The 22,684-nt window shown below is 70.4% G+C and carries 24 protein-coding genes; 6 read left to right on the forward strand and 18 right to left on the reverse strand.

The annotated features are described in order from the left end of the window. Positions 1-90 precede the first annotated feature (90 nt). Positions 91-2,085 carry a M1 family metallopeptidase gene (locus PQS31_RS11360; RefSeq protein ID WP_272762844.1) on the reverse strand — a complete coding sequence of 665 codons (1,995 nt, stop codon included), beginning with the start codon at positions 2,083-2,085 and terminating at the stop codon, positions 91-93. Between the two features lie 95 nt (positions 2,086-2,180). Here PQS31_RS11360 and nfi point away from each other — a divergent pair, with 95 nt between their 5' ends. Further along, positions 2,181-2,879 carry a deoxyribonuclease V gene (gene nfi, locus PQS31_RS11365; protein ID WP_272762845.1) on the forward strand — a complete coding sequence of 233 codons (699 nt, stop codon included), beginning with the start codon at positions 2,181-2,183 and terminating at the stop codon, positions 2,877-2,879. Positions 2,880-3,026: 147 nt separating this feature from the next. Here the strand turns inward: nfi and ubiE are convergent, their stop codons facing one another. Beyond that, entirely contained in the window at positions 3,027-3,788 is a 762-nt protein-coding gene (gene ubiE, locus PQS31_RS11370) for a bifunctional demethylmenaquinone methyltransferase/2-methoxy-6-polyprenyl-1,4-benzoquinol methylase UbiE (RefSeq protein WP_272762846.1), read from the reverse strand. 103 nt (positions 3,789-3,891) lie between these two features. Between ubiE and PQS31_RS11375 the strand changes: the two genes are divergently transcribed. The 3 genes from PQS31_RS11375 (at position 3,892) to PQS31_RS11385 (ending at position 7,080) form a co-directional block, all read left to right on the forward strand. Further along, the gene (locus tag PQS31_RS11375; protein ID WP_272762847.1) at positions 3,892-4,347 is read left to right on the forward strand and encodes a nucleoside deaminase; all 456 of its coding nucleotides are present in this window, start codon (positions 3,892-3,894) and stop codon (positions 4,345-4,347) included. A gap of 218 nt (positions 4,348-4,565) precedes the next feature. Then, on the forward strand, positions 4,566-6,191 hold the full coding sequence (locus PQS31_RS11380; RefSeq protein ID WP_272763044.1) for a SulP family inorganic anion transporter: 1,626 nt from the start codon (positions 4,566-4,568) through the stop codon (positions 6,189-6,191). A 10-nt stretch (positions 6,192-6,201) separates the two neighbouring features. Further along, entirely contained in the window at positions 6,202-7,080 is an 879-nt protein-coding gene (locus PQS31_RS11385) for a universal stress protein (protein WP_272762848.1), read from the forward strand. A 35-nt stretch (positions 7,081-7,115) separates the two neighbouring features. On the opposite strand, the gene PQS31_RS11390 is transcribed toward PQS31_RS11385, so the two are convergent. The 9 genes from PQS31_RS11390 to PQS31_RS11430 all read right to left on the reverse strand — a co-directional run bounded on the left by PQS31_RS11390 (position 7,116) and on the right by PQS31_RS11430 (position 14,334). After that, entirely contained in the window at positions 7,116-8,294 is a 1,179-nt protein-coding gene (locus PQS31_RS11390) for a DUF1176 domain-containing protein (RefSeq protein ID WP_272762849.1), read from the reverse strand. A gap of 65 nt (positions 8,295-8,359) precedes the next feature. Further along, complete coding sequence (locus PQS31_RS11395) at positions 8,360-8,980, reverse strand: AAA family ATPase (protein ID WP_272762850.1); 621 nt, start codon at positions 8,978-8,980, stop codon at positions 8,360-8,362. Between the two features lie 65 nt (positions 8,981-9,045). After that, complete coding sequence (locus tag PQS31_RS11400; RefSeq protein WP_272762851.1) at positions 9,046-9,402, reverse strand: type II toxin-antitoxin system prevent-host-death family antitoxin; 357 nt, start codon at positions 9,400-9,402, stop codon at positions 9,046-9,048. A gap of 95 nt (positions 9,403-9,497) precedes the next feature. Continuing rightward, positions 9,498-10,883, reverse strand: coding sequence for an ATP-dependent protease ATPase subunit HslU (gene hslU, locus PQS31_RS11405; protein ID WP_272762852.1), 1,386 nt, complete (start codon positions 10,881-10,883; stop codon positions 9,498-9,500). A gap of 92 nt (positions 10,884-10,975) precedes the next feature. After that, positions 10,976-11,527 (reverse strand): ATP-dependent protease subunit HslV, encoded by a 552-nt coding sequence (hslV, locus tag PQS31_RS11410; protein ID WP_272762853.1) that lies wholly within the window; start codon positions 11,525-11,527, stop codon positions 10,976-10,978. A 73-nt stretch (positions 11,528-11,600) separates the two neighbouring features. Further along, entirely contained in the window at positions 11,601-12,482 is an 882-nt protein-coding gene (gene xerC / locus PQS31_RS11415) for a tyrosine recombinase XerC (RefSeq protein ID WP_272762854.1), read from the reverse strand. Positions 12,483-12,490: 8 nt separating this feature from the next. Then, complete coding sequence (locus tag PQS31_RS11420; RefSeq protein ID WP_272762855.1) at positions 12,491-13,162, reverse strand: DUF484 family protein; 672 nt, start codon at positions 13,160-13,162, stop codon at positions 12,491-12,493. Positions 13,163-13,172: 10 nt separating this feature from the next. After that, positions 13,173-14,018, reverse strand: a complete 846-nt coding sequence (dapF, locus tag PQS31_RS11425) for a diaminopimelate epimerase (RefSeq protein WP_272762856.1) — start codon at positions 14,016-14,018, stop codon at positions 13,173-13,175. 40 nt (positions 14,019-14,058) lie between these two features. Continuing rightward, on the reverse strand, positions 14,059-14,334 hold the full coding sequence (locus PQS31_RS11430) for a hypothetical protein (RefSeq protein ID WP_272762857.1): 276 nt from the start codon (positions 14,332-14,334) through the stop codon (positions 14,059-14,061). Positions 14,335-14,485: 151 nt separating this feature from the next. On the opposite strand from PQS31_RS11430, the gene PQS31_RS11435 reads away from it, so the two are divergent. Then, positions 14,486-15,583 (forward strand): DNA/RNA non-specific endonuclease, encoded by a 1,098-nt coding sequence (locus PQS31_RS11435; RefSeq protein WP_272762858.1) that lies wholly within the window; start codon positions 14,486-14,488, stop codon positions 15,581-15,583. A 12-nt stretch (positions 15,584-15,595) separates the two neighbouring features. Further along, positions 15,596-16,024 carry a hypothetical protein gene (locus tag PQS31_RS11440; RefSeq protein ID WP_272762859.1) on the forward strand — a complete coding sequence of 143 codons (429 nt, stop codon included), beginning with the start codon at positions 15,596-15,598 and terminating at the stop codon, positions 16,022-16,024. A 202-nt stretch (positions 16,025-16,226) separates the two neighbouring features. Here PQS31_RS11440 and PQS31_RS11445 read toward each other — a convergent pair whose 3' ends face one another. The 7 genes from PQS31_RS11445 to PQS31_RS11475 all read right to left on the reverse strand — a co-directional run bounded on the left by PQS31_RS11445 (position 16,227) and on the right by PQS31_RS11475 (position 22,684). Then, positions 16,227-16,622 carry a YbaN family protein gene (locus PQS31_RS11445; protein WP_272762860.1) on the reverse strand — a complete coding sequence of 132 codons (396 nt, stop codon included), beginning with the start codon at positions 16,620-16,622 and terminating at the stop codon, positions 16,227-16,229. Positions 16,623-16,831: 209 nt separating this feature from the next. Next, positions 16,832-17,362, reverse strand: coding sequence for a lipocalin family protein (locus PQS31_RS11450; RefSeq protein ID WP_272763046.1), 531 nt, complete (start codon positions 17,360-17,362; stop codon positions 16,832-16,834). A 98-nt stretch (positions 17,363-17,460) separates the two neighbouring features. Beyond that, positions 17,461-18,540: a cyclopropane-fatty-acyl-phospholipid synthase family protein gene (locus tag PQS31_RS11455; RefSeq protein ID WP_272762861.1), complete on the reverse strand. Its 1,080-nt coding sequence runs from the start codon at positions 18,538-18,540 to the stop codon at positions 17,461-17,463. Beyond that, positions 18,537-19,328 (reverse strand): DUF1295 domain-containing protein, encoded by a 792-nt coding sequence (locus PQS31_RS11460; RefSeq protein ID WP_272762862.1) that lies wholly within the window; start codon positions 19,326-19,328, stop codon positions 18,537-18,539. Before PQS31_RS11460 ends, PQS31_RS11455 begins: the two co-directional genes overlap by 4 nt. Then, the gene (locus PQS31_RS11465) at positions 19,325-20,578 is read right to left on the reverse strand and encodes a cyclopropane-fatty-acyl-phospholipid synthase family protein (RefSeq protein ID WP_272762863.1); all 1,254 of its coding nucleotides are present in this window, start codon (positions 20,576-20,578) and stop codon (positions 19,325-19,327) included. Before PQS31_RS11465 ends, PQS31_RS11460 begins: the two co-directional genes overlap by 4 nt. Further along, complete coding sequence (locus PQS31_RS11470; protein ID WP_272762864.1) at positions 20,571-21,380, reverse strand: DUF1365 domain-containing protein; 810 nt, start codon at positions 21,378-21,380, stop codon at positions 20,571-20,573. Before PQS31_RS11470 ends, PQS31_RS11465 begins: the two co-directional genes overlap by 8 nt. Then, positions 21,365-22,684, reverse strand: coding sequence for an FAD-dependent oxidoreductase (locus PQS31_RS11475; RefSeq protein WP_272763047.1), 1,320 nt, complete (start codon positions 22,682-22,684; stop codon positions 21,365-21,367). Before PQS31_RS11475 ends, PQS31_RS11470 begins: the two co-directional genes overlap by 16 nt.

Here is a 22,684-nt window from a genome sequence, read left to right on the forward strand (position 1 = left end):
AACCGGCCCGGCGTCCCGGCAAGGCCCCGATGCCCGGACTGCGAAACGGCCGCCCGGGGGCGGCCGTTCGCGTGCTGCATCGACGTGCGATCAGTTCGCGGGCGCAGCCGCCGCGTCGTCGGCCGGCGGCACTTCCGTCGGCGCGGGCGCCGGTGCCGGTGTCGCCCCGGCGATCACCGCTTCAACGGAGGCAGTCGTGATCGGGTGATAGCCCGGACGTGCGCGCGCGAAGATCTCCTTCGCCATCGCCAGACCGGGCTCGGTCTGCACCAGCGCGGTGTAGATCGGCATGATCAGCTTGCGGCGGCCGACACGAGCGGTGAACTCCGCCAGCGCCTCGTTGGCCTGGGTGTAGCCGCTGCGCACGGCCAGCGGATACCAGCGCATCGCGATCTCGCCGTTGTCGGTGCCGGTGAATCCGTAGGCGGCGTCGAGCTGGGCCAGCTGCTCGACGGTCAGCGTCTGCGGCAGGCTGTCGAGGAAATGCAGCCACTCCTGCGTGGACCACGCATCGGTGATCTGGCGCGGCGGCAGGTTGGGGCTGCCGAGCCAGGCCAGGCGCGCGGAGTCGACGATGCCGAAGTTGCGCGACATCACCTGCGGCGCATACGACGGGATGCCCGGTGCGTACACCCACTCCTGGATCTCGGCGTCGGTCACGGTGTCGGGATACGTGTCGAACAGGTTGGCCTTGGCGTAGTCCAGGAACTGCTCGGTGGTGATGCTCTGGAACGCGAAGTGGTCGAAATAGCCGCGCAGGAACGCATCGAAGTTCTCGCGGCCGAAACGCTGCTCGAGGAACTGCAGGAACCAGGCGCCCTTGTCGTAGGCGACCGCGCTCAAGGCGTCGTCGGCATCGAGCTCGGTGCCCGGCTTCACCGCCAGCGCCTGCGTGGCCTCGGGCATGCCGGCGATGCTGTCGCGCAGCGCGTTGCGCGCGATCACGTACTCCATGTCGCTGACGTCCTTGCCGTACACCGATTCGACGATGCGGTTCTCGACGTAGCTGGTGAAGCCTTCATTGAGCCAGCCGTGCTTGGCGCTGGCGAAGGTGACCAGATTGCCGGACCAGCTGTGCGCGAGTTCATGGGCCACCAGCGACACCAGCGACTTGTCGCCGACGATGACGGTGGGCGTGATGAACGACAGGCGCGGATTCTCCATGCCGCCGTAGGGGAACGACGGCGGCAGGATCAGCAGGTCGTAGCGCTCCCAGCGGTACGGGCCGTAGAGCTGCTCGGTCACCTCGATCATCTTCTCGGTGTCGGCGAACTCGGCCACGGCGCGATCGACCATCGCCGGCTCGGCCCACACGCCGGCACGGCCGGAGATCGGCTTGAACACCAGGTCGCCGGCGGCGATCGCCATCAGGTAGGACGGGATCTTCTGCGGCATCGAGAACGTGTATTCGCCGGTGCGCTGCGCGGCCGGATCGTTGTCGGCGCTCATCAGCACCATGACGTCCGGGCGCGAGGTGACGCGCGCGGTGTAGGTGTAGCGGATCGCCGGCGTGTCCTGCAGCGGCACCCACGAACGCGCGTGGATCTGCTGCGACTGGCTGAACATGAAAGGCAGCTGCTTGCCTTCGGTCATCTCCGGCGTGAGCCACTGCAGGCCCGACGCCTCCGGCGAGGTGACGTAGGTCACGCGCACCCTGGCATTGCGCTCGGGGGTCTCGATGGTGAGCTTGCTGCCCAGCGTGGCGTCGGCATCGGCCAGCGTGTACTGCAGCGGCTGCCAGCTGCCGCCGGCTTCGCCCTCGACCTTCGAGATCGTCAGGTCGCGCGTGTCGAGCACCAGCTGCGTGGCGGTCTGGTCCTTCCACTGCAGCGTGTAGGTGGCGGTGCCGGCGATGGTGCGGGCATCGAAGTCGAGCGCGAGGTCGAGCGCGAGATCGTCGGTGACGACCTTGGCCGGTTCGGCATAGGAGTGCTCGTCGCGGTCGCCGACCTCGGCCGGCGCGCCACCGCCCGCAGCGGCGGCCGGTGCGGTCTCGGCGTCGCGCTGGCAGCCGGCGACGAAGATCGAGAGTGACAACAGCAGCAGGGGGGCCAGCTGCGGAAAACGGAACGGGGAAACGCGCATCACGGGCCATGCTCCCGGGGGAAGGACATCCGCGCAGTCTACCGCGGCGGCGCATCTGCACGGCGCCGGCACCGCGCACGCGGCAGGATCGGCCGATGACGACGGACTTCGATTTCGACGGCTGGGATGGCAGCGTGGCTGACGCGCGGGCGCGGCAGACGCACCTGGCGGCCGGGGTGGTGCTGGAGGACCGGCTGCCGCCCGAGGTGCGCATGCTCGCCGGCTTCGACGTGGGCTTCGAGGACGAGGGCCGGACCACGCGCGCGGCCGCGGTATTGCTGGACGCGGACAGCCTGGCGCCGATCGAATGCCATGTCGCGCGGGTGCCGACGTCGATGCCCTACGTACCGGGCCTGCTGAGCTTCCGCGAGCTGCCGGCGCTGCTGGCGGCGCTGGCCGCGCTGTCGCAGCCGCCGGATCTGGTGTTCGTCGACGGTCAGGGCATCGCGCATCCGCGGCGGCTGGGCATCGCGGCGCATTTCGGCGTGGTCACCGGGCTGCCGAGCATCGGCGTGGCAAAGAAGCGCCTGCACGGCCGGTTCGAGGCACCGGGGCCGGCGCCCGGCGAGCGCAGCCCGATCACCGATCGCGGCGAGGTCATCGGCTGGGCACTGCGCAGCCGTGCCCGCTGCAATCCGCTGATCGTCTCGCCCGGGCACCGGGTGTCGGTGGACGGCGCGCTGACGTGGACCCTGCGCTGCCTGCGCGGTTACCGGCTGCCCGAGCCGACCCGGCTCGCCGACCGGCTGGCATCGCGGCGCGGCGCGATCGACGTCGCGCCGTCGCTGTTCTGAGGGCCGGGCCGGATCGCGCGCCCATCCAGCGCCGTACATACAGGCACTCAGGTCGATCGGCTTCCGCGGGCGCGCGCCAGCGCGCTCCTGCAGCGGCGGCGAGGGAACGACGGCGCGCGCGGCGGCCGACGCCCGCGCCGCGGGCACTCAGGCCTTGAAGCCGTCGTGGATGGCGACGATGCCGCCGCTGAGGTTGCGGTACCTGCAGCGCGCGAAGCCCGCCGTTTCCATCATCGCCTTGAGTTCGTCCTGCGGCGGATGCTTGCGGATCGACTCGGCGAGGTACTGGTAGCTGTCGCTGTCGCGCGCGAACAGCTGGCCCAGCCGTGGCAGGATCTTGAACGAGTGGAAATCGTAGATCGGCTTGAACCAGTCGGCCTTCACTTCCGAGAACTCCAGCACCCGCGCCTGACCGCCGACCTTGAGCACGCGCAGCATCTCGCGCAGCGCGGCGGCCTTGTCGGTCACGTTGCGCAGGCCGAAGGCGATCGTCACCAGGTCGAAACTGGCATCGGGGAACGGCAGCGTCTCGGCATTGCACTGCACGTACTCGAAGCCGCGCACGTGGCCGCGGTCGGTCATGCGGTCACGGCCCACGCGCAGCATCGCGGCGTTGATGTCGCCGAGTACCAGTTCGCCGGATTCGCCCACGCGATCGCGCAGCAGCGCGGCGATGTCGCCGGTGCCGCCGGCCAGATCGAGCACGCGATCACCGGTACGCACCTGGGCGGTGGCGACGAAGTAGCGCTTCCACACGCGGTGGATGCCCAGGCTCATCAGGTCGTTCATCAGGTCGTAGTTGCCCGCGACCGAGGAGAACACCTGACCGACGAGCTTCTGCTTCTCGCCCGTGGGCACGTCGCGGAAGCCGAAATGGGTGGTGCCGGACTTGCTGGAATCGTCGTTCATGGGCCGATTATCCCTCATCCGCCCGCCGGCGCCGCGTGCATGCGGCTCGACCGCACGGGCCGCGACGGTCAGACTCGTCGGCCGTCCCCCGCTGCGCCCGCCCATGATCGCCACGCCCGACTATCGCGCCCTGCTCGACACCGCCATCGCCGAAGCCCGTCAGGGCCTGGCCGAAGGCGGCATCCCGATCGGCGCGGCGCTGTATCACCGCGACGGCCGACTGCTCGGCTGCGGCCACAACCGCCGCGTGCAGGAAAGCGACCCGTCGATCCACGGCGAGACCGACGCGTTCCGCAAGGCCGGGCGCCAGCGCTCGTATCGCGACACGATCATGGTCACCACGCTCGCGCCGTGCTGGTACTGCAGCGGCCTGGTGCGCCAGTTCGGCATCGGCACGGTGGTGGTGGGCGAATCGCAGACCTTCCAGGGCGGCATCGACTGGCTGCGCGAGGCCGGCGTCGAGGTGATCGACCTGCAGAGCCAAGCGTGCATGGACCTGCTCGGCGGCTTCATCGCCGCGCATCCGGACGTGTGGAACGAGGACATCGGCGAGGACTGAGGCCGGCCGCTGCGCGACAGCCGCCCCCTGCCGGGCTACACTGCGCGTCCTGCACGCGCCGCGATCCCCGCGGCCTGCACGCCCGAAGTGCCCATCTCGATGACGATCACGCCGCCCTAGCACCCGACGCCTGCCGCTGAGGCGGCGGTCTCCTGCTGGCTGCTGTTCGATCTCATCCCCCCGGATCCGTGTCCGGGCGACTCAAGGGTATTGCTGTGATTCGTTCTCCCACGCTGCGCCAGGAATGGTTCGGCAACGTCCGCGGCGATCTGCTGTCCGGACTCGTCGTCGCGCTGGCGCTGATTCCCGAAGCGATCGCGTTCTCGATCATCGCCGGTGTCGATCCGAGCGTCGGCCTGTACGCCTCGTTCTGCATCGCGGTGGTCATCGCCTTCACCGGCGGCCGGCCGGGCATGATCTCGGCCGCCACCGGCGCGATGGCGCTGGTGATGGTCACGCTCGTGCGCGACCACGGCCTGCAATACCTGCTGGCGGCCACATTGCTGACCGGCGTGCTGCAGATCGTCGCCGGCGCACTGAAGCTCGGCGCGCTGATGCGCTTCGTCTCGCGCTCGGTGATCACCGGCTTCGTCAATGCGCTGGCGATCCTGATCTTCATGGCGCAGATTCCCGAACTGATCGGCGTGCCCGCGCTGGTCTATCCGATGGTCGCGCTGGGGCTGGCGATCATCTACGGCCTGCCGTGGCTGGGGCGGCGGACGTTCCCGGGCGTCGGACTGGTGTTGCTGGTGATCGGCTTGGCGCTGACCTTCGGCAGCATGGACGCTCGCCTGCTGTATCCGGTGGCGATCGTCGGACTCGGCGCTGCGGCCGTGCTGTTCCGCTGGACCCGGAATCTGGTGATTCCCGCGCCGCTGGTCGCGATCGTGCTGCTCACGGGCCTCGCGCTGTATTTCGGCGCCGTGGTGCCGACCGTCGGCGACAAGGGCGCGCTGCCCGACAGCCTGCCGGTGTTCCTGTTCCCGGACGTGCCGCTGACGCTCGAGACGCTGTGGATCATCCTGCCGGTCTCGGCGACGCTGACCGTCGTCGGCCTGCTGGAATCGCTGCTGACGGCGCAGATCGTCGACGATCTCACCGACACGCCCAGCAACAAGAACCGCGAATGCGCCGGCCAGGGCGTGGCCAACATCGCGGCGGGCTTCCTCGGCGGCATGGCCGGCTGCGCGATGATCGGGCAGTCGGTGATCAACGTGAAGTCCGGCGGCCGCGGGCGGCTGTCGTGTCTGGTCGCCGGTGTGGTGCTGCTGATGCTGGTGGTGTTCGCCGGCCCGTGGGTGGCGACGATTCCGATGGCGGCGCTGGTCGCGGTCATGATCATGGTCTCGATCGGCACCTTCAGCTGGAGCTCGATCCAGCAGCTGCGCACGCATCCGGGCACGTCGAGCATCGTGATGCTCGGCACCGTGATCGTCACCGTCGCCACCCACGACCTCGCCAAGGGCGTGCTGACCGGCGTGCTGCTGTCGGCGCTGTTCTTCGCGCGCAAGGTCAGCCGCGTGCTGCATGTCGGCTCGCATGCGCATGCGGAGGGCACTGCGCGCACGTACATGGTCACCGGCCAGGTGTTCTTCGCCTCGGCCGAGCGGTTCGTCTCGGCCTTCGATGTCCGCGAGGCATTGGAGCGCGTGACCATCGATGTTTCGGCCGCGCACTTCTGGGATCTCAGCGCCGTCGGCGCGCTCGACAAGGTGGTGCTGAAGTTCCGCCGCGAAGGTGCGCAGGTCGAGATCGTCGGTCTCGACGCGGCCAGCGCCACGATGGTCGACCGCCTCGGCGTGCACGACAAACCCGATGCCGAACGCCTGATGGGCGGCCACTGAGGACATGCCGATGACGTCACCTCCCCTGATCCCCGCCGGCGGCCGCGTGCTGGCCGCCATCGACGGATCCGCACACGCCCGCGGCGTGGCCGACCTTGCGGCGTGGGCCGCGCAGCGGCTCGGTGTGGGGCTCGACGTGATGCACACGATCGAGCGCGACGCCACGGTCGCGCCGCCGGCCGATTTCAGCGGCAGCCTGTCACTGGGCAGCCAGGAAACCCTGCTGGCCGAACTCGCCGCGCACGACGCACAGCGCGGCCAGCTGGCCCAGCGCCACGGCCGGGCGCTGCTCGACCAGGTGCGTGCGCACCTGCGCGAGACGGCCGGCATCGAGGCCGAGGCACGCCTGCGTCATGGTGCGCTGGTGGACGCACTGACCGATGTCGAACCGGATGTGCGCCTGTTCGTTCTCGGCCGACGCGGGGCGGACGACGACGGCGCACCGGGCCACCTGGGGCGCAACCTGGAGCATGCGATCCGTGCCGTGCGTCGCCCGGTGCTGGTCGTGACCCGGCCGCAGACCACGGTCGCCGCATTCGCCGTCGCCTTCGACGGCAGTGCCACGGCGCAGCGCTGCGTGGACCTGGTCGCGGCCAGCCCTCTGCTGCGGGGACTGCGCTGCCATCTGGTGACGGTCGGCCACGACGACCGCCACGCCGCTGCACACGCGGCTGCGGTGGCCACGCTGGAGGCCGCGGGCTTCACCCCGCAGGTGATCGCGCTCGCCGGCGCGCCCGACGAGGCCCTGGTCACCCACGTGACGGCCGAGCATCTCGACCTGCTGGTCATGGGTGCCTACGGCCACTCGCGTATCCGTCATCTGCTGGTCGGCAGCACGACCACCCAGGTGCTGCAGACCACACGCGTGCCGGTGCTGCTGCTGCGCTGAGCCGTGCACGCGCCGACGCGTGCGGCCGGCTCGGGTCAATCGGCAGTGCGCCAGAGGCTCGGCCAGTCGCCCGGCGCGGCGCCGCCGCAGCGGCGCAGCGCCGCGTAGCTCGCCAGATGGAAGGCCTGGCCGTCGTAGCGCCAGGTGGCGGCTTCGCCGCAATCCCCGAGGCCCCGTCCCTTGGCCAGGTGCGACAGCGTGCCGGTGGCCGGGACGTAGCCGGCGTTGGTGAGCAGCGTGAACCCCGACGCCGCAACCACGGCATCGAGGCCGGGCGGTGACGGCAGGACCAGCGCCTCGGCCGCCCCGTCGGCGCGTGCCACGCGGAACGGCATGCTCGCGGTCTGGTAGGCGCCGCTGTAGCAGGCCACGAACACGAGCACGTGGTCCGCATCGAGCGGATGCGCATCGTCGTGGCGACGGATGTCGTAGGCGTCGCGCGGCGCGTCGCAGTCGCGCGCGCGCAGGGCGTCGGCCTGGCGTTCGCGCACGCGGTCGGCGAAGGTGCGCACCTCCTCGCCGGTCAGCGACGGCGGCGGTGCCGGCGCGGGCGGCAGACGGGGCAACGACGGTGCCCGTGGCACCGCGGCGGCGCTGCGTTCGCCGGGCCGCGCCCAGGCCTCGGGCGTGTCGAGGCGTTGCTGGTGGTCGTCGATGAGCAGCAGCGCGGCGGCGAGGCCCGCCAGCGAGACCTCGGCGCGGGCGTTGCCGGCGCCGCTCGACAGACGCGCACCGTTGCGGACCCGGGCGATCAACTCGGCGATCGCGGCCGGGTCGTCGAGCACCAGCGCGCCGGTGTCGGTATCGCTGCGCCACGGCAGGCCGCGCAGCGGCGCGGAGGCCTGGCCGTCGAGTTGCAGTGTGGCCGGGTCCATGCGCCCGTCGTACGTGCCCAGCCGCACACGCTGCGCGCCGTCCGGCCCGGCGCCGCGCGAAAGGCGGAGGGTCAATCCGAACCGCGCATCGTCGGCCACGCCGATCGCTTCGCAATGACGGCCGTTGTCGCAGGCGACGAGAAAATCGCGCAGCTCGCGGTACAGCGGCGCCGCCGCGGGGCCGGGCGCGGTGGCCGCGCTCGGCGTCACCGCATCGGAGGCCGTGTCCGGGGAGACGGGCGCCGCGGTGGGCGCGTTCGACGCCGAGTCGTTGCTGCAGCCTGCGACCAGCAATGCCGTCGCGAAAAGGGAAAGCAGCGCACGGGTCGGTCGGATCATCGGCACGTTCTGGAGGGGGAACCGACCTCCATGGTGCGGCACGCCGCGCTGCACGCGGTGAAGGGTCAGCCGCGCAGCGCGGCGCCGAGCAGCGGCTGCGCCCATGCCGGCGTGGCCTGCAGCGCGTCCGCGTCGTCCGCGGCCGGCCTCACCAGGCGGCCGCGGACCATGTCCAGCAGCAGGCGCGGATCCGGCACCGACGCGCCGCGGCCGACGTCGCGGCTGTTGTCCCAGACCTGCAGACGCGCGAGATGCGGCATCAGCACCACCAGGTTCTCGCGGGCCCGCACCCAGCGCGTGCGGATGGCGGTCTCGGGAATCGCGTGGCCGCCGACGGCGACCCGGGCCGCAACCCGCGCGATGTGCTGTTCCACCGAGGCCAGTCCGCAGAACCACATCAGCACGTCGTGCGTGCGTGCAGCCAGCGCGATCTTCGCCGGCACGGTGTTGCCGCCCAACGTGGTCTCGAAGGCGTGGTCGTGACCGGCGGCCAGCGCGACCTCGAGCCGGCGCATGCCTTCCTGCCACGCGGCGCCGTTGGCCTCGGGCATCGTGCAGCCGGTGCGCGCGGCGAGCGCGCGGGCGAAGTCATCGGGGTTGAACCAGCTCAAGCCGGCGCGGGCGAGCAGATGGCCGCCGACCGAACTCTTGCCGGCCCCGTTCACGCCCGCCAGGACGTACAACACCGGGCGGACTGGCGGCGCAGCGGCGCCGGATGCGGCGCGCGCCGCCGGGGCCGACCTGCGCCGGCTCAATGGGAGGCGCCGGCCTTGACCTTGCCGCGCAGTGCCACAGGGCCGTCCATGACCGCGCGCAGGCGCCCACCCGCGTCTGCGCTGCGCAGAGCGGCGAGCGTGTTGTCGAACTCGGTCTGCAGCGCCTCCAGTGCCGAGCGCTGCGGGGCGCTGGCCGCCTCCAGCGCCTGCAGGATCGCGGCATAGGCCTCGGCCGAGAGGATCACCGCTTCCGGCGTGTCGTGATGGGTGACCAGCACCTGGCCCTCGCGGGCGACCGACTTCATCACGCCCCGCCAGCCCAGCTTTTTCACATCGGACGCCGGGGTGCGCGGCAGCGCGTCGAGGGCATCGAGCTTGAGGGCGAGCGTCATGGCGAAGCCTCCGGAAAACGAAGGGCCAATATACCCAAATTGGCCCTTCGCCCTGTGAAGGCGCCGGTGCGGCCGGTGTGCGCTGCCCGCGCCGGTCAGAGGATGTAGCGGCTGAGGTCCTGGTCCTGGACCAGCTCGCCCAGATGCGCGTCGACGTAGGCACGGTCGATCACGACTGTCCCACCGGTATCGGGTGCCTCGAAACTCAGCGTGTCGAGCAGGCGTTCCAGCACGGTGTGCAGGCGACGCGCGCCGATGTTCTCCTGGCGCTCGTTGACGTGCGCGGCGATCTCGGCGAGCCGCTCCACGGCATCCGGTGCGAACGTCAGGTCCACGCCCTCGGTGCGCAGCAGCTGCACGTACTGCGTGGTCAGCGCCGCCTTGGGCTCGGTGAGGATGCGGACGAAATCGGCCTTGGTGAGTGCGGTGAGCTCGACCCGGATCGGAAAGCGGCCCTGCATTTCGGGAATCAGATCGCTGGGCTTGGCGAGATGGAACGCACCCGACGCGATGAACAGGATGTGGTCGGTCTTCACCGAGCCGTACTTGGTGCTGACCGTGCTGCCTTCGACCAGCGGCAGCAGATCGCGCTGCACGCCTTCGCGGCTGACGTCGGCGCCGCTGCTGCCGCCCTCGCTGCGCTTGGCGACCTTGTCGATCTCGTCGATGAAGACGATGCCGTGCTGCTCGCAGGCCTCGATCGCCGCCTCGCGCACGTCGTCCTCGTTGACGAGCTTGCCGGCCTCGTCCTCGATCAGCTGCGGGCGTGCGGCGCGGATCGTGAGCTTGCGCTTGTGGGTCTTGCCGCCGCCGAGGTTGGCGAACATCTGCCGCAGCTGCTGGCCCATTTCCTCCATGCCCGGCGGGGTCATGATGTCCATGCCCTGCCCGGCGCTGAGTTCGAGTTCGATCTCGCGCTCGTCGAGCTCGCCGGCGCGCAGCTGACGACGCAGCTTCTGCCGCGTCTCCGATTCCTTCGACGACGGCTCGGCGCCGATGTCGACGGTCGCGGTCTGCGCGCCGAAGCCGAATGCCGGCTGCGGGGGCTCGCGCCTCGGCAGCAGGGCGTCGAGGATGCGGTCCTCGGCGCGCTCCTCGGCCTGCGTGCGCACGCGGACCTTGGCCTGCTCGCGATACAGCTTGACCGCGGTGTCGGCGAGGTCGCGGATGATCTGCTCGACGTCCTTGCCGACGTAACCGACCTCGGTGAAGCGCGTGGCTTCGACCTTGACGAACGGCGCGTTGGCGAGCGTCGCCAGGCGGCGCGCGATCTCGGTCTTGCCGACGCCGGTCGGACCGATCATCAGGATGTTCTTGGGCATGACCTCGTTGCGCAGATCGTCACTGAGCTGTGCGCGGCGCCAGCGGTTGCGCAGCGCGATCGCGACCGCGCGCTTGGCCGCGGTCTGGCCGACGATGTGGCGGTCGAGTTCCTGCACGATCTCGCGCGGGGTCATGGTGGAAGAGTCGTGATTGGTCATTTGTGATTCGTGATTCGCAAAAGCGGAATTGAGCGGCGGGCAGGACTCGGCGGTGATCCGGCTGTTTCGAATCACGAATCACCAATCACGAATCACAGTTCTTCGACCACCACATTGCGGTTGGTATAGATGCAGATGTCACCGGCGATGTTCAGCGCCTCGGTCGCGACCGTGCGTGCATCGAGATCGGTATGCGCGAGCAGCGCGCGCGCGGCCGACAGCGCGTAGGAGCCGCCCGATCCGATCGCGATGATGCCGTCGTCGGGCTCGATGATGTCGCCGTTGCCGCTGATGATCAGCGAGGTGTCGGTGTCGGACACCGCGAGCAGCGCCTCGAGCTTTCCGTAGCGGCGATCGGTACGCCAGTCCTTGACCAGCTCCACCGCCGCGCGCACCAGCTGGCCGCCATGCTGCTGCAACTTGCCTTCGAACAGCTCGAACAGGGTGAACGCATCGGCTGCCGCGCCGGCGAATCCCGCGAGCACCTTGCCCTCGCCCAGGCGCCGTACCTTGCGCGCATTGCCTTTCATGATGGTGTGGCCGAGCGTGACCTGGCCATCGCCGGCGACGACCACCTTCCCGCCCTTGCGGATCGAGACGATCGTCGTGGCGTGGAATACGTTGGGATTCTGGCTGGGGTCCATGCGGCCTCCGTGGATCGAATCCACTGGATGGGGCCGGCCGGCGGCGGATCAAGCGGGGGCGGCAGGCCGCCGCTCAGGCTTTGCGCTTAGCCCGCGGATGCGCGGCGTCGTAGACCTTGGCCAGATGCTGGAAATCGAGGTGGGTGTAGATCTGCGTGGTCGCGATATCGGCATGGCCCAGCAGCTCCTGCACGCCGCGCAGGTCGCCCGAGGATTCGAGCACGTGGCTGGCGAAGGAATGCCGCAGCAGGTGCGGATGCACCCGCTTGAACAGCCCCTGACGCTGGGCCAGCAGCCGGATCCGCAGCTGCACCGCGCGCGCGGTGATCGGGCCACCCCCGCGCCCCGGGAACACGGGGGCCTGCGCCGCGCCGCCGCTGTCGGCGCGCCAGTCCGCCAGCGCCCGGCAGGCGTGGCTGCCCACCGGCACGCTGCGCTGCCTGCTGCCCTTGCCGAGCACGGTCACCAGCCCGGCATCGAGATCCAGATCGCGCCAGCGCAGCGCCACCAGCTCCGACAGACGCAGGCCGGAGGAATAGAAGAGTTCGAGCAGTGCGCGGTCACGCAGGCCGAGCGGCGCCTCGACCGGCACCTCGACCAGCTGGGTGGCCTCGTCGACATCGAGCACCTGCGGCAGATTGCGCGGCGCCTTGGGACCGCGCACGCCCGCTGCCGGATTGGCGGCGATATGGCCGTGCTTGAGCAGCCACTGGTAGAAGCTGCGGCAGGCCGAGAGCCGGCGTTGCAGGCTCTTGGGCGACAGGCCGCCGCGGTGCCCGGCGGCGACGAAGGCACGGATGTCGTCGCCCTGCAGCGCGCGCAGTTCACGGCGGCCGGCCGCCTCGGTCCAGGACACGAGCGCGGCCAGGTCGCGGCGGTAGGCATCGAGCGTGTGCGCCGACATCCGCCGCTCGACCTGCAGGTGCGCGAGGAAGGCGTCGACGTCGCCGTGCATGGTCGGGCTCAGGCGGCGAAACGCCGCATCGCGGCTGCGAAGGCCTCACCCATCATGCGCAGGAACAGCGTGCCCATGCCGGGATAGAAGCGATTGGCGTCGCGACTGCCGACGGCGACCAGACCGATGCCGGCCAGTGGCAGCAGTGCGCTCGACTGCACCTCGTCCACGCGCGGCCCGTAGAGCAGCGACTGCTTGTCCGGATGCAGGCGGCCGCACAAGGGCTCCTCGTCCTTGAGGCAGTCGGTGAACGGCTGCAGCGCGCGGTCGTCGCGCGCGACGATCTGCACCCAGTCCTCCTCCAGCCCGGGCACCGGCGCGAACAGCACGATGCGCACCAGATCGCCGTTGAAATCCTCCGCCAGCGTCGCGGCCAGTGCACGCACCGTGGACGCCGGGTCGGACTGGCGCATCAGCGCCAGCGTCAGCTGGTGCGTGCGCACGGCGAGGCGCTCGTTCTCCTGGGAAATCGCGTAGAGATCGCGCAGGCGCTTGGACAGCTCGCGGTTCTTGTCGCGCAGGACTTCCAGCTGGTAGCTGGCCAGCGAGGCCGCCGGCCCGTCCTCGCGCGGGACCACGAGTGTCAGCGCCAGGTCGGGGAACTGCTGCAGGAACTTCGGCTGGCGACGCAACCACGCTGCGACTTCGTGGGCACCGAGGGTCTCGGTCGTCTCGCTCATGCGTGCATCCTCATGTCCACCACTCCCCTTCGAAAACGAATGCCGCCGGCCCGGACATCGTCAGCGTGGCGGTGTCGGCCGGCCAGTCGATGTCGAGCGTGCCGCCCGGCAAGGCCACCGCGACCGAGCGCGCGCAGCGCCCCCGTCGCACCAGCACCGCCACCGCCGCGCATGCGCCGCTGCCGCAGGCCAGCGTTTCCCCGACGCCACGCTCGAACACGCGCAGGCGCACGTGGCCGGCATCGAGCACCTGCACGAAGCCGACGTTGACCGACTCGGGAAACCAGGCGGAGGCCTGCACGGCACGGCCGATGCGCTCGACCTCGGCGACCTCGATGTCGTCGACTTCGAGCACCGCATGCGGATTGCCCATCGACACCGCACCCAGGGCCAGCGTGCCGACACCGTCGACCGGCAGCGCGTACAGGGCCTGCGCCGCATCGACGCCGGCCATCGGAATGCGCGCCGGTGCGAACTCGGGCACCCCCATCGCGATGCGGAACGCATCGCCATCACGGCTCACCGGATGACGACCGGCGGGGCTGTCGAGCGCGAAGGTCTCGTCCGCGACGCCGTCGCGCACCAGCCAGGCCGCCACGCAGCGCGCGCCGTTGCCGCATTGCTGCGAGGCCGACCCGTCCGCGTTCCAGATGCCGTAGCGCGCGACCGCGCCGGCCGCCGACGGCGGCTCGATCGTGAGGATCTGGTCGCAGCCGACGCCGGTGTGGCGATCGGCCAGCGCGCGGCACAGCGCGGCGTCCGGGGCGGGCGCGCCGTGGCGCAGGTCCAGCACGACGAAATCGTTGCCGGCTCCGTGCATCTTGGTGAAGCGCATTGACGGTCGTGACGGCGACATCGGACTGCGATCGGGCGCGGGACGCGCGGCGCCCGCCTGCTCAGGGCGTGCCGGTGGCGGCGGGCACGTCGCGGATCAGCGGCACCGGCGGCGCGGCCGCCGGCTCGACGGTCTCGTCGGTCGTATCCGCGTCCTCGTCGTCCCAGCCCGCGTCCTCCTGGGCATCGAGCTGTTCCCGGGTCGGAATCGAGCCCTTGAAGATGTAGCGGCCCCGGTCCTCGGGCGGCACCTGGGAGGGCTGCAGGAGATCGGCCTTGTTGCCGCAGGCGGAGAGCAACAGCGCGGCGGCGAGGAGCATCGGAAGACGGGTATGCATGCGGCGGAGTGTACCCGGCGCCGGCGCGCAGGACATCTCCGCGCGCCGCGTCGCAGGCCGTGCGGAGGCCCGTGCACCAAGGGTCGCCCCCAGATTGTGGGCACGGCTCGCGCTGCCGACACTGGCGCCGTCTCCCCCGGCAGAACCGACGATGGGCATTCTCGATGGACTGGGCAACGCCGCCGCGCAGGCCGGCGGGTTCTTCAAGGGGGCCGGCGAGGTGCTCTGGGAGACCGGCGAAGGTGTGGTCACGCTCGGCGGCAACGCGCTCAAGGCCGGGTACGACCTGAGTCCGGCGGGTTACGCCGTCGACGGCGTGGCCGGCCTCTACGCACGCGCCACCGGCGATACCCTCGATGCGCCCGACTGGCTGCCTTCGGCCGCGCGCGGCGGCGAGCGCATGGAAGCGGCCGCGGAGGTGGTGGTCACGCTGGCCCGCAATCCGGAGCTGCTGGTGGACGCGGTGGTCGATCCCATCCAGGCCGACTGGCAGGCCGGTCACTATGGCGAGGCCATCGGCCGCGGCGCCACCGAGCTGGTACTGGCGCTGGTCGGCACCAAGGGCATCGACAAGGCGGCCAAGGGCGCGAAGGTCGCCGATGCGGCCGACACCGCCGCCGATGCCGCGCGCGTGGCCGCGCAGGCCGACGATCTCGGGGATGCAGGCCGCACCGCGGCACGCACCGCGGACGACGCGGACCTGGCGAAGATCGTCGCCGATGCCGAAACCGGCCGCACCGTCGGCGGCCGCCCGGTGCTGGCCTTCGAATCGATGGACGACTTCAACGTCGCGGCGAATGCGGCGCGTCCCGACACCGTCTACGAGTTCGGCACCTATCGCTGGACCACCGACGACCAGGCGCGCGTGATCCGCGCCGAGGGCCGGGTCGACCTCGAACCGGTCGGTCGCAACGATCCCGGGCTGCAGCGCGACATCGGCAACGAGGGCAGGCCCACCGACGTCGGCTTCCACGTGATCGCCGACCGTCTCGGCGGACCGACCAATCGCCTCAACGTCGTGCCGGGCAACGGCAAGCCGATCGGCGATGGCCTGCCCAACCTCAACAACGGCGACTACAAGCGCTTCGAAAACGAACTCGCGCGCCTGGCCGAGGCCGGGCACGAAGTGGATATGCGGGTATCGCCCCAATACAATCCGGGCAATACCAGCAACCGCCCCGACGCGTTCGTTGCCGAATACCGGGTGGATGGTGGCGACTGGATCGACCAGACCTTCCCCAACAAGTGATGCGACCGCCCCATGGATGATCTCAACGCCGCCTACGCCGACACCGTGCGGGAAGTCGCCGCCTGCGTGCGCGACGTGAACGACGGCGAATGGGGCACGCGCGACTGGCTGCGCCTGGTGGTGGACTTCGAGACCGAAGGCGGCGAATCGCCCCGCACCAGTAGCATCTCGTTCGCGATCGCGCGCGACGGCGATGGACCGCTCGAAAAGGTGGCCTTCCGCCTGTCACCCGCGGCCAAGGCGGGCTTTTCGCGGATCGCCCGCATCATGCAGGCCCAGAAGGGCCAGGCCTGGAGTACGAGCACGCTGGTGGTCGAGCGCGACGGCCGCTACGACTTCCAGTTCGCCTATACCCCGCCCTACCGGCTGTCGGGCCATCTCAACGACACGCGCTACCGCGATTATCTCGAGCGGTACAAGGCCGAAACCGGGACGCCCTGAGCCCGCAGGCGCCGCGCATCGCGCGGCGGGAACAGGCCGGAACGAGCAAACGCCAAGACGACCGCGTCGTGGGCGCGTGCCCACGCGTCACGTGCTGTGCCGGCCACACGCGCGCTCGCGCGTTTCCGCGCGGGCCGGTCGGTACACCCGATGCGCGTCGGTACACCCGATGCGCGCCAGCCTGCGCCGAGCCGCCGCACACCTACGGCGCCGGCGGCTCCGGCCGCAGCCACAGCCACGTCGCCACCGCCGCCATGCAGGCGATCGGCAAGGCGGTCATCCACCCGCGATGCGCCGGAATCAACAGCATCAGTGCGAGCAGGACGACCGCGCACGCGGCCATCGTGGCGGACGCCATCCACTTCGCGCGACGGCTGACCGCGCCGTGCGCCTGCCAGTCGCGGATCGACGGGCCGAAGCGCGGGTGATCGACCAGCCAGCGGTGCAGACGATCCGAACCGCGTGCCGCGGCCCAGGCGGCGATCAGCACGAACACCGTCGTCGGCATGCCCGGCACGAACACACCCACGATGCCGAGGCCGAGACTGGCATAGGCCAGCAGCCACCAGGCCCAGCGGAAGCGGGTACGCCCTTGCATGGCGCGCATTCTATGCGGCGGGGTGGCACGCGGCTGTGCAGCAGGCCGCGCCCCTGGACGCCCGCACGCCCCTCCACTCGCGGGATGGGGCGAGGTCGACGTCCGGGATTCTGCAGATCGGACGCGGCCTCAGGCGCCGTCGCCCGGGTCGGCCGGCCGCTCGACGCCTCCCGCGCGGCCTTCCGCCGCCCGGAAGGCCCCGGCTTGGGTCATTCGATGCTGCGCGCGTCCGGCACCCGCGACGGGTCCGCCGCCGACTGCGGCACGCGACGGATCTTGGAAATGTCGTAGCCCAGCGCCTCGATGCGCTGCATATGCGCGGCGTAATCCGCATCCGGAATCGACGGGGTGCGCGCCATCAGCCACACGTAATCGCGCTTGCTGCGGCCGACGATCGTCTGCTGGTAGTCGTCGTCGACGTAGACGATCACGTACTCGGCCTTGATCGGCCACACGAACTGCATGCCCCAGATCGCGTTGCCGGTGCCCTCGCGCACGGTGCCCGTGGGGTGCAGCGTCTTGATCTTCTCGTCGAATCCGCCGTCGCGATAGCGGAACGTGGTGTCGACCTTGCCGTCGTCGCGCAGGGTGTAGGTCTCGACCGAATCGTAGGCCTCGCGCTCGAGCCGGGTGGGGATCTGCGCGATCACGTACCAGTCGCCCATGAAGCGGGGCACGTCGACGTACGGCACGGGGGGAATCGGGTCTTTCACGTTGGCGCCTCCGCAGGCCGCGAGCATGCCGGCGGCGATGCCCGCGAGGATCAGGCCGGCGGCGTGTCGCCGGTTCGTTGTGGTCATGGAAACGCTCCTGTCGTGGATGCGACGTCGTCGACGACTCAGGCGTCGCGGGCGAAGCGGTAATGCGCGACCAGCCACTCGCGCCCGTGGTCGTAGCCGAACAGCTCCGCGCACGACATCCAGAACATGCGCCAGCGCTGGAACCAGAGCTTCGCGCCGTCGGTGCCGTACGCCTGGTCGAGCACCGCCATCACCGCGTCGCGGTGACGGTCCTGGTTGGCCAGCCAGTGGTTGGAGGTCTTCTCGTAATGGGTGCCGTCGAGCAGCCAGCGCTGCTGCAGCGACAGCCCCTGCTGGAAGTGCAGCAGCGTGTCGGCCGCCGGCATCAGCCCGCCGGTGAAGAAATGCCGGCCCATCCAGTTGTCCTCGCCCTCGGTTTCGTAGGGATACATCAGCGTGCGATGGGCGAAGATGTGCACGAACAGCTGCCCGCCCGGCTTGAGCCAGCTGCGGATGCGCTGCATCAGGATCTGGTAGTTGCGCATGTGCTCGAACATCTCGACCGAGACCACGCGGTCGAAACGCGCGGCGTCGAGCTCGAGCTGGTTCACGTCCCGGGTGATCACCGACACGTTGTGCAGGCCGCGCTCACGGCACTGGGCCTCGATGTGCTGGCGCTGCGGCGTGGAGTTCGACACCGCGGTGATGCGTGCGTTCGGAAAGCGTTCGGCCATCCACAGGGTCAGCGATCCCCAGCCGCACCCCAGCTCGAGAATCTCCTGGCCGTCGGCGAGCGCCGCACGCTCGCCGTACAGGGCGAGCATCGCGTCTTCGGCCTCGTCCAGCGTTTCCTCGCCCGTGGGGTAGTAGCAGCTGCTGTACTTGAACCGCCGCCCCAGGCACAGACGGAAGAACGCGGGCGGCAACTCGTAATGCTGGGCATTGGCGGCGTCGGTGTGGATCGCCACCGGGCTGGTGCGCAGCGATTCGACCAGCTGCGCATAGCGGCGCGATTGCGCCTCGAGACCGCCTGCGCGCTCTTCGGCCAGACGCTGCGCGCACAGCCGGCGGATGCCCTGCCGCAGCAAGGCATCGGGCACCAGCCCACGTTCGGCCAGGCCGAGGACACCGGGGGCGGGCGCGTCGTGCGCCAGTTCGGCGCGGGCGATCGTGGTCATGCGGAACGTCCTTTCGAATGCTTGGGAAACCACGGGAACAGCATCGGCGTGGTGCGCTGGTACTCGCGGTAGTCGTCACCGCGGCTGCGCACCGCCTGCTGCTCGGTATAGGGAATGCCGCTGACGTAGCGCAGGAACAGGTACATCACCACCGGCCCGGCCAGTGCCAGCCACCACAGCGGCGACCCCGCGGCCAGAATCACGTAGGTCAGCCAGTGCAGCCATTCGAAGAAATAGTTCGGGTGACGCGAGTAGCGCCAGAGACCGTCGCGACAGGTCTTGCCGCGGTTGCGCGGATCGGCGCGGAAATCGGCCAGCTGCCGGTCGGCCACCGCCTCGCCGCCGACGCTGATCAGCCACATCGCGATCGCACCCAGCAGCCACGGTGTGTCCGAGGGATTGGCGGCCACTGCGAGAAACGGCAGCGAGAACAGCGCGATCAACAGCGCCTGGGCCTGGAAGAACAGGAAGAACTTGCGCTGGTCGCCGTTCCAGTGCGCACGCAGGTACGCGTAGCGGCCGTCCTCGTCCTCGCGGCGGACGCGCTTCCACAGATGCACGGCCAGACGTGCGCCCCACAGCAGACCGAGCACCGCGAGCAGTGCGCGCGGCAGCGGCGCCCCGTCGCCCAGCGCCGCGGCCAGCACCGCCGCCACACCCACGCCGGCCGCCCAGACCACGTCGACGATGCCGGCATTGCGGCGCGTGCGCTGCCAGCGCCAGGCGAGCGTCATCGCGATCGCGGCCGCGATCCAGACCAGCAGCAGGGTCAGCCACGGCGTGCTCATGCCGCACCGCCAGGCGCGCGCACGTGACCGGGCTTGCCGAGCAGCAGATGGGCCACGCCGATGGAGCGCTCGCGAAACCCCCCCTCGCAGTACGCGAGATAGAACTCCCACATGCGCACGAAGCGCGCATCGAAACCCTGGGCGCGCACCTCGGGCAGACGCGCCAGGAAGCGCTCGCGCCAGAGCTGCAGCGTGCGCGCATACGACGGACCAAAGTCCTCGAGCTGCAGCAGTTGCAGATCGCTGGCTGCGGTCTTGGCCTGCAGCATGGCCGACACCGAGGGAATGAAGCTGCCCGGAAAGATGAAGCGCTTGATGAAATCCACCGAGTCGCGCGCCTGCACGTAGCGGTGATCCTCGATCGTGATCGCCTGCACCAGCGCGATGCCGTCGGGCTCGAGCAGGGCGCCGAGCTTGCCGAAATAGGTGTCCAGGTACTGCGCGCCGATCGCCTCGATCATCTCGATCGACACCAGCTTGTCGTAGGTGCCTTCGAGATCGCGGTAGTCCTGGAGCAGCAGGGTCACCCGGTCCTCGAGGCCGGCCTCGGCGATGCGTGCGCGGGCCAGGGCGTGCTGCTCGCGCGAGATCGTCGTCGTGGTGACGTGGCAGCCGTAATGCTTGGCCGCGTGCAGCGCGAAGCCGCCCCAGCCGGTGCCGATCTCGATCACGCGGTCACCGGGCGCCAGCGCGAGCGCGCGGCAGATGCGGTCCAGCTTGCGGGTCGACGCGACCTCCAGCGTGTCGTCCTCGTGCGCGAACAGCGCGGACGAATACATCAGGTCCGGGGAGAGAAACAGCTGGAAGAACGCATTGCCGAGGTCGTAGTGCGCGGCGATGTTGCGCCGGCTGCCTGCATGCGTGTTGCGGCGCATCGCGTTCCAGGCGCGCAGCGCGAGCCCACCGACGCGCGCGAGCCCGGTTTCCATGCGGTCGAGCAGGTCGCGGTTGCGCACCAGAAGACGCACCAGCCCCACCAGGTCGTCGCAGTCCCAATGGCCGTCCATGTAGGCCTCGCCCGCGCCCACGCTGCCGCTGGCCGCGGTCATCCGGTAGAAGGCGGGCGCGTGCACGCGCACGGTGACGGGACGCCCCGCGGACGCCTCGCCAAAGCTGCGCGTGCCCAGGCCGTCCTCGACCCGGAGGGCGCCCCCGCGCAGCTGCGCGAAGGTCTCCAGCAGGCGGGTGCGAAGCACGCGATCCAGCGCGCCGTAGGGGGAAGGCGCCATGTCGGCGACGAGGTCATTCATTGGGGGAAGTCCGAGCGAGGCGCGGGTGATCGTGCACCGGGGTGCGCTTGAGCCAGAGTTTCAGGGCCTGCCAGTGGATCGCGCCGACGACCTGGGCGGTCATCGCCGGATACCGCCACAGCACCCGCGCCAGCGACGCGCCGTCGAGCGGTCGCCGGCGCAGGCTGAGCGTGGCGTCGAACTCCGGCGCACCGTCGTGCAGCACGTCCATGTGCACGTGCAGGTCCTCGGCCGGCGCGGTGAAGCGCCAGCGGTACGCACGCGCCATGGCCATGAACGGCGAGACGTGGAAGCTCTTGTCGAAGTGCCACTGCAGGGCGCGCCCGCGCCGCTGGGCGGCGTCCACCGGCAGCACGTAGGCGTGGCGTTCCTTCCACGGGGTATTGGTGATTTCGGCGACCACGGTGTCGAGCGTGGTGCCGTCGGCGTGGTAGCAATAGTAGAAGCTGACCGGATTGAACACGTGGCCGAAATAGCGCAGATGGGTCAGCAGCCGGATCGGGCCGTCGGGCACACGCCCCGTCGCACTCTGCACGCGCCCGCGCACCGCATCGGCCAGCGACAGCGATGCGGGCCCCATGTAGTCGCTGCGCCGGAACTGGGCGAGGTTGGCGCGCCGGCTCGACCACAGCCAGCGGCGGTCGAACACGTGGTCCACCTCGTCGAGGTCGAGCCAGAGCTGGGCCATCCGGTAGCGGAACGCATGCGCGCGCGGCAGATGCCGGCGATGGCGCACGACGCCTTCGTACACCGCGCTGACGGTGGCGGTCGCGTCGCGATGGGGGGTCAGGCCGACGCCCACGACGCCTCCGGTGAAATTGCGGGCGGCGAGCGTGTCAGGGCGGCCGTCTGCACGGCGTCCACGTTCGGCCCGAGTCCGAAGGCCGCGGCCACCCGGGCCGCGCTGCGGATGCCGTCTTCGTGGAAGCCCCAGCCCCAGTACGCACCCGCGAACCAGGTATTGCGCACCCCCTGGATCTCGTCCGCACGTTGCTGGGCGGCGACCGCGGCGGCGTCGTGTACCGGATGGGCGTAGCGCATGCGGCGCAGGATCCGCTCCGGGTCGATCGCCTCGCTCCGGTTGAGGGTGACGATCAGCGGCTCGGGCGCATCGAGCCCCTGCAGCAGGTTCATGCAGTAGCTCACCGTGCAGGCCTGGGCCGGTGATGCCGGCACGTGTGCGTTCCACGCGGCCCAGGCCTTGCGCCGGCGTGGCAGCAGCCGCGCGTCGGTGTGCAGGACGACGTCGTTGGGCTGGTAGCGGATCGCACCGAGGATCGCGTGCTCGGACGCATCGGCATCGGCCAGCAGCGCCAGCGCCTGGTCGCTGTGGCAGGCCAGCACCACGCGGTCGAAGCGCCCGGTGCCGGCCGCGGTGGTGATCTCCACGCCGTCCGCGTCGCGGCGCACGGCCTGGACCGCGCAGCCGACGCGTTCCTCGACCCGCCAGCGCGCGCGCAGCGCGTCGATGTAGCGGGACGAGCCGCCCTGCACCACGCGCCATTGCGGCCGTCCCTCGACCTGCAGCATCTGGTGGTTGGCCATGAACTGCACCAGATACCGCGCCGGGAATTCGAGGATGCGCTGTGACGGCGACGACCACAGGGCCGACGCCATCGGCACCAGGTGCTCGTCGCGGAACGCGGCGCCGTAGCGCCGGGACTCGAGCCAGTCACCGAGCGACGGACCCGGGCCGGGACCGTCGAGCAGCGCCGGCGCCTCGCGGTAGAAGCGCGTGAGATCGCGCAGCATGCCGAGGAAGCGCGGCGAGAGCAGATTGCGCCGCTGGCAGAACAGGCCGTCGAGCGAGGTCGCGTTGTACTCCACGCCGCTCGCTTCGCTGTGGACCGAGAAACTCATCGTCGTCGGCATCGAGGCCACGCCGAGCGTGTCGAACAGGCCCGACAGCAAGGGGTAATGGTCCGGGTTGAAGACGATGAAGCCGGTGTCGACCGCGTAATCGCGTCCGCCGAGGTGGATGTCGTGGGTGTGCGTGTGCCCGCCGATCCGCGACTCGACCTCGAAAAGGGTCACCGCATGCCGTTGCGACAGCCACCACGCGCTGGCGAGACCGGCGATGCCGGAGCCGACGACCGCGATGCGCAG

This window comes from Luteimonas sp. BLCC-B24, assembly GCF_028550595.1.
Classification (GTDB): Bacteria; Pseudomonadota; Gammaproteobacteria; order Xanthomonadales; family Xanthomonadaceae; genus Luteimonas.